General features: G+C 71.6%; 6 protein-coding genes. 2 read left to right on the top strand and 4 right to left on the bottom strand.

All coding sequences use genetic code 11. The annotated features are described in order from the left end of the window. Positions 1 to 775 (top strand): MarP family serine protease (locus VLJ82_RS13145; RefSeq protein WP_408663813.1); only part of this gene is annotated, 775 nt, incomplete at its 5' end. 44 nt (positions 776 to 819) lie between these two features. On the opposite strand, the gene VLJ82_RS13140 is transcribed toward VLJ82_RS13145, so the two are convergent. Continuing rightward, positions 820 to 1,743, bottom strand: coding sequence for an alpha/beta fold hydrolase (locus tag VLJ82_RS13140; protein ID WP_408663812.1), 924 nt, complete (start codon positions 1,741 to 1,743; stop codon positions 820 to 822). A gap of 33 nt (positions 1,744 to 1,776) precedes the next feature. Next, positions 1,777 to 2,226: a phage holin family protein gene (locus VLJ82_RS13135; protein ID WP_408663811.1), complete on the bottom strand. Its 450-nt coding sequence runs from the start codon at positions 2,224 to 2,226 to the stop codon at positions 1,777 to 1,779. 186 nt (positions 2,227 to 2,412) lie between these two features. Between VLJ82_RS13135 and VLJ82_RS13130 the strand changes: the two genes are divergently transcribed. Continuing rightward, positions 2,413 to 3,120: an SDR family oxidoreductase gene (locus VLJ82_RS13130; RefSeq protein ID WP_408663810.1), complete on the top strand. Its 708-nt coding sequence runs from the start codon at positions 2,413 to 2,415 to the stop codon at positions 3,118 to 3,120. Between the two features lie 7 nt (positions 3,121 to 3,127). On the opposite strand, the gene VLJ82_RS13125 is transcribed toward VLJ82_RS13130, so the two are convergent. Then, positions 3,128 to 4,048: a methyltransferase domain-containing protein gene (locus VLJ82_RS13125; protein ID WP_408663809.1), complete on the bottom strand. Its 921-nt coding sequence runs from the start codon at positions 4,046 to 4,048 to the stop codon at positions 3,128 to 3,130. Positions 4,049 to 4,070: 22 nt separating this feature from the next. After that, on the bottom strand, positions 4,071 to 5,052 hold a 982-nt coding region (locus VLJ82_RS13120), incomplete at its 5' end, for an AMP-binding protein (protein WP_408663808.1).

Genomic DNA, 5,052 nt, shown 5'->3' with positions numbered 1-5,052 from the left:
GGTGACCATCCGGGCGGTGGACGACACGCTGCCCGACAGCATCCGCAACCTGTACGGCTCGTTGCGCCGGTTCGTCGACCGCAGCGGCTTTCCGCAGGTCTTCGGGGCGCTGCAGCCGACCCGGATCGTCGACGTCCCGCCCGCCGATCCAGCGCTGCTGCAGTCGGCCTCGGTGGCCGCGGTGCGGGCCTCGGTGCTGAAGGTGCGGGCGGTGGCGCTGTCGTGTGACCGGGGCATCGAGGGCTCCGGGGTGGTGTACGCCCCGGAACGGGTGCTGACCAACGCCCACGTGGTGGCCGGCGCCAACCAGGTGCAGGTGGAGGTGGGCTCGGGCCGGCTGACCGCGCAGGTGGTGGTCTTCGACCCCGGCCGCGACATCGCGGTGCTGTGGGTGCCGGGCCTGACGCAGCGGCCGGTGAAGCTGTCCAAGGCCCCGGCCCGTTCCGGCCAGGACGCCATCGTGCTGGGCTACCCGGAGGACGGCCCGTTCGACGTGCGGCCGGCCCGGGTGCGCGACCGGGAGCGGATCTCCGGCCGCGACATCTACGGCGAGATCTCGGTCGACCGGGACATCTACACCATCCGGTCGGTGGTGCGGTCGGGCAATTCCGGCGGGCCGCTGATCGCCACCGACGGCACCATCCTCGGCATCGTGTTCGCCTCCGCCCTGGACTCGGCCGACACCGCGTTCGTGCTGACCGCCGACGAGGTGGCCGGCGCCGCCCGGACGGGGCGGACCGCCACCCGGTCGGTCAGCACCAGCGCCTGCGCCTAGCTCTGTTCGCCGCTTGCGGGCTCGCCTGAGCCGGGTTTGCGGGGTCAGCCGAGCTTGGCCCACCGGATCAGCTCGTCGGACACCCGTTCCGGGCACTCGTGCTGCGGGAAGTGGCCCACGCCGGGCAGCAGCCGCCACTCGTAGTCGGCCGAGACGTGCCGCGACGAGCCCTGTGCGGTGGCCGGCAGCACGCACCGGTCGGCGTCGCCGTGCAGTTGCAGCACCGGCCGGGTGATCGGGTGCTGCATCGAGCGGGCGTACGCCCGGCCGTCCGGCCGGGGCAGTGACCGGACCATCCAGCGGTAGAACTCCAGCGAGCAGTGCGCCACCTTGTAGATCCGCATCGCCTCGGCGTACCGGCCGACCGCGGTCTGATAGCTGGGACTGGCCCGCCAGTGGGCGCCGGACCAGCTGTCGAACAGCTGCTGCAGGTAGCTGGCGTCCTGGGTGAACAGCCGCTCGCCGAGGCGCGGGACCTGGAAGGTGGTGAGGGCGTAGCGCCAGAGCCGCCGCTGGCCGCGGCCGCCGTAGAGCATGGCCTGCCGCAGCCGCAGCGGGTGGGCCGCGCCGAGCAGCGCGATCCGGCGCACCACGCCCGGGTGCTGGGCGGCCACCGTCCAGGCCAGCAGGCCGCCGATGTCGTTGCCCACCACCACCGCGTCCTGCTCGCCCAGCGCGGTGACCAGTTGGGCGATGTCGGCGGCCATGGTGGTGGCGTCGTAGCCGCGCGGCGGCTTGTCGGAGGCGCCGTAGCCGCGCAGGTCCACCGCGACCGCCCGGTAGCCGGCGTCGGCCAGGTCGATCAGCTGCCGAGACCAGGTCCACCAGAACATCGGCATCCCGTGCAGCAGCAGCACCAGCGGGCCGCTGCCGGCCTCGGTGACGTGCAGCGCGATGCCGTTGGCCCGGACGGTCCGGTGGGTCCACGGACCGTCGATCAGGACGACGGACTCGTCGGGCCTGGTCACCGGGACTCGTCGGGTCTGGTCAACGGCGTGGGCCTATGCCCGGTGGCTGGCCTGGTGCGACGTGGCCTGGCGCAACGCCGTCACGGTGCTCTTGGTGGTGTCGATCGTCTGCTGCGGTGCCTTGACCCGCTTGACCTTGCGCAGGCCCAGCAGCGCGAACAGGCCCGCCAGCAGGAGCAGCAGGCCGAACACGATCAGGTAGGCGACCCAGCGCCACAGGTGCAGGGCGACCAGGCCCTCGGCCAGCGCGATCAGGCCGAAGATCAGCGCGAACACCATCAGGACGGCGGTCGCGCCGAACATCCCCGCCCCGGTGCCGGCGTTCTTGACCGAGGCCTTGATCTCGAGCTTGGCCAGTTCGATCTCACCGTGCAGCAGGGTGCTGAAGCTGGAGCTCGCCTCGGCCACCAGGGTGCCGATGGACGGCTGCCCGGATGCCTGGGTGGTGCCGGGGCTAACACTCGCAGTGTGGTTAACGCTCACCCGCCGATGTCCCTTCTCCTTGCGGTGCCTTGCGGTTCCGTGCGGTGCCGACCGGGGCTTGGTCGGTGGTGGTACGGCTGATGTCGGATCGTGTACAGACCCTACCGCGCCGCTCCGGACCGGTTCCCCCGCTTGGAGACGGGCGCCGGCCTTCGGGCCCGGCGGTGCTCGCTAGGGTCTGCAACTGTGCCGAGCTATCTGATCACCGGAGTCTCTCGCGGAATCGGCCGGACGGTGTCCGAACGATTGCTCGCTGCCGGGCACCAGGTCTACGGGCTGGTCCGGCCCGGGAGGTCAGTTTCCGGGCTGTCCCTCGCCGGGCTGGTGGCCGCGGACCTGGCGCAGCCGGGTTCGCTGGAGGCGGCGCTGGCGCCGTGGCTGGCCGGCCTGACCCAGCTCGACGGCGTGGTGCACTGCGCTGGCATCGTGCGGCCCGGCTCGCTGGGCGGATCGGCGCCGGCGGACTTCACCGAGCAGTTCACCGTCAACGTCACCGCGGTGGCCGAACTGAACCGGCTGCTGCTGCCGGCGTTGCGGGCCGCTGGCGGGACGGTGGTGCTGGTCAACTCCGGGTCGGGGTTGAACGCCCGCTCGCCGCTGGTGTCGTACGGGGCGTCGAAGTTCGCGCTGCGGGCCTATGCCGACGGGCTGCGGCAGGAGGAGCCCGGGGTGCGGGTCTGCACGCTCTATCCCGGACGGACCGCCACCGAGATGCAGCGTGTTGTCCGGGCGGCCGAGGCGGGGGAGTACCGGGAGGCGGACTACCTTGCTCCGGACACGGTCGCCCGGGTGGTCGAGATGATGCTTATGTTGCCGTCGGACGGGGTGCTCACCGACGTGACTCTGCGGCCGTCCGGAGCGGCCGGACCCGCCTCACCGGACGCCCACCGCTGAGGCGTACTCAGCCGCGCAGGTTACGGACCGCCTCGACTCCACGCACCACGTCGCCTTGCGCGTAGGCAACCTCCGCCTCATGGATGTCGGCCAGCGCCTCGGAGTCGCTCAGGACGTCGATCGTCTCGTCCAGGTGCGGTTTGCGGCCCCAGGCGGAGATCAGCGGTGCGGTGGCCAGGTCGAGCTGACCGGTCGCCAGATCGGCCAGGTGCTGGTCGATCTCGGCCTCGCTCACCAGTCCGGCCGCCAGCAGGCCTTCCCTGACCTGGCGCACGGTTGCCGCCTGCAGGACCTGGCGAGTCGGTGTGCTGAGCGGAAAGAACCCGTCGGCGCGCACGTCTTCGAGACCCGCCTCACGTAATAACCGGGGCAGGGTCCGCCCGAACGCCAGATCAGCACCGCGGGCGGCCAGCAGGCTCCGGAACGCCGTCTGCACTCGGTTGGCCAGCCGCTGCGCCGGTCCGTACTCGTCCAGGCAGGCCAGCGGCTGCAAGGCCGTATCGGCGTCCTCGATCACCAGCCAGCCACCTGGACGCAGCGCGCTCACCAGGGAGGCCAGCACCTCGGCCCGGCGCGGCAGATGCACCAGCAGCAGTCGGGCATGGATCAGGTCGAACTCGCCCGCCGGGACCGGATCGACACCGACCTCGTGCCGCAGCACCTCGTACCCAGCCTCGCCGGCCGGCAGCCAGCTGGTGTCGAGATCGGTGGCCAGTACCCGCCCGGACTCGCCTACCTGCGCGGCCAGCCATCGGGGCACGCTGGGGCTGCCCGCCCCGACCTCCCAGCAGGCCCAACCCGGACCGATCCCGACTGCCTCCAAGTGCCGGAACGTCACCGGGTCGAACAGCTCCGACATCGCCTGGAACCGCTCGCCGGCCTCGGACTGCCGGTTGTCCAGCAGGTAGCCCTCTGAGTTATCGGTCACGCCGCCATCCTGCACCGGCGGGTTAGTCCTCGGCGGCGGCACTACCCTTCTCGGCCAACCCCTTGGAGATCAGGTCCATCACCGTCGAGTCCGCCAGGGTGGTGACGTCCCCGATCGAGCGGTGCTCGGCGACGTCGCGCAGCAGCCGCCGCATGATCTTGCCCGAGCGGGTCTTGGGCAGTTCCGGCACCACCATGATCTGGCGGGGCTTGGCGATCGCGCCGATCTCCTTGGCCACGTGGTTGCGCAGCTCGGTGACCATCTGCTCCCCTTCGTCGGCCGCCGACCCGCGCAGGATCACGAAGGCGACGATCGCCTGCCCGGTGGTCGGGTCGGTGGCCCCCACCACCGCTGCCTCGGCCACCGACGGGTGCGAGACCAGCGCCGACTCGACCTCGGTGGTGGAGATCCGGTGCCCGGACACGTTCATCACGTCGTCGACCCGGCCGAGCAGCCAGATGTCGCCGTCCTCGTCGAGCTTGGCGCCGTCCCCGGCGAAGTAGACCCCCTCGCCGTACCGGCTCCAGTAGGTGTCCTTGTACCGCTCGTCGTCGCCCCAGATCGTGCGGAGCATGGCCGGCCAGGGCTCGGTGAGCACGAGGTACCCGGTGGCGCCGGGCTCGATCGGGTTGCCCTCCTCGTCGACCACCTTCACGCCGATGCCGGGGAACGGTCGCTGGGCGGAGCCGGGCTTGAGCGTGGTGACGCCGGGCAGCGGGGTGATCATGTGCGCGCCGGTCTCGGTCTGCCACCAGGTGTCCATGATCGGGCAGCGGCCACCGCCGATGTGCTCGTGGTACCAGAGCCACGCCTCGGGGTTGATCGGCTCGCCGACCGAGCCGAGCAGCCGCAGCGAGGAGAGGTCGGCGGCGGCCGGCACGTCCTCGCCCCACTTCATGAACGTGCGGATCGTGGTGGGCGCGGTGTACAGGATGGTGACCCCGTACTCCTGCACGATGTCCCACCAGCGCCCGCGGTGCGGGGTCTCGGGGGTGCCCTCGTAC

This window comes from Jatrophihabitans sp. (assembly GCF_035474675.1).
Taxonomy (GTDB): Bacteria; Actinomycetota; Actinomycetes; order Mycobacteriales; family Jatrophihabitantaceae; genus Jatrophihabitans_A.
Note: the sequence above shows the minus strand (reverse complement) of the source record. Positions and strands in the feature narration are given on the sequence as shown.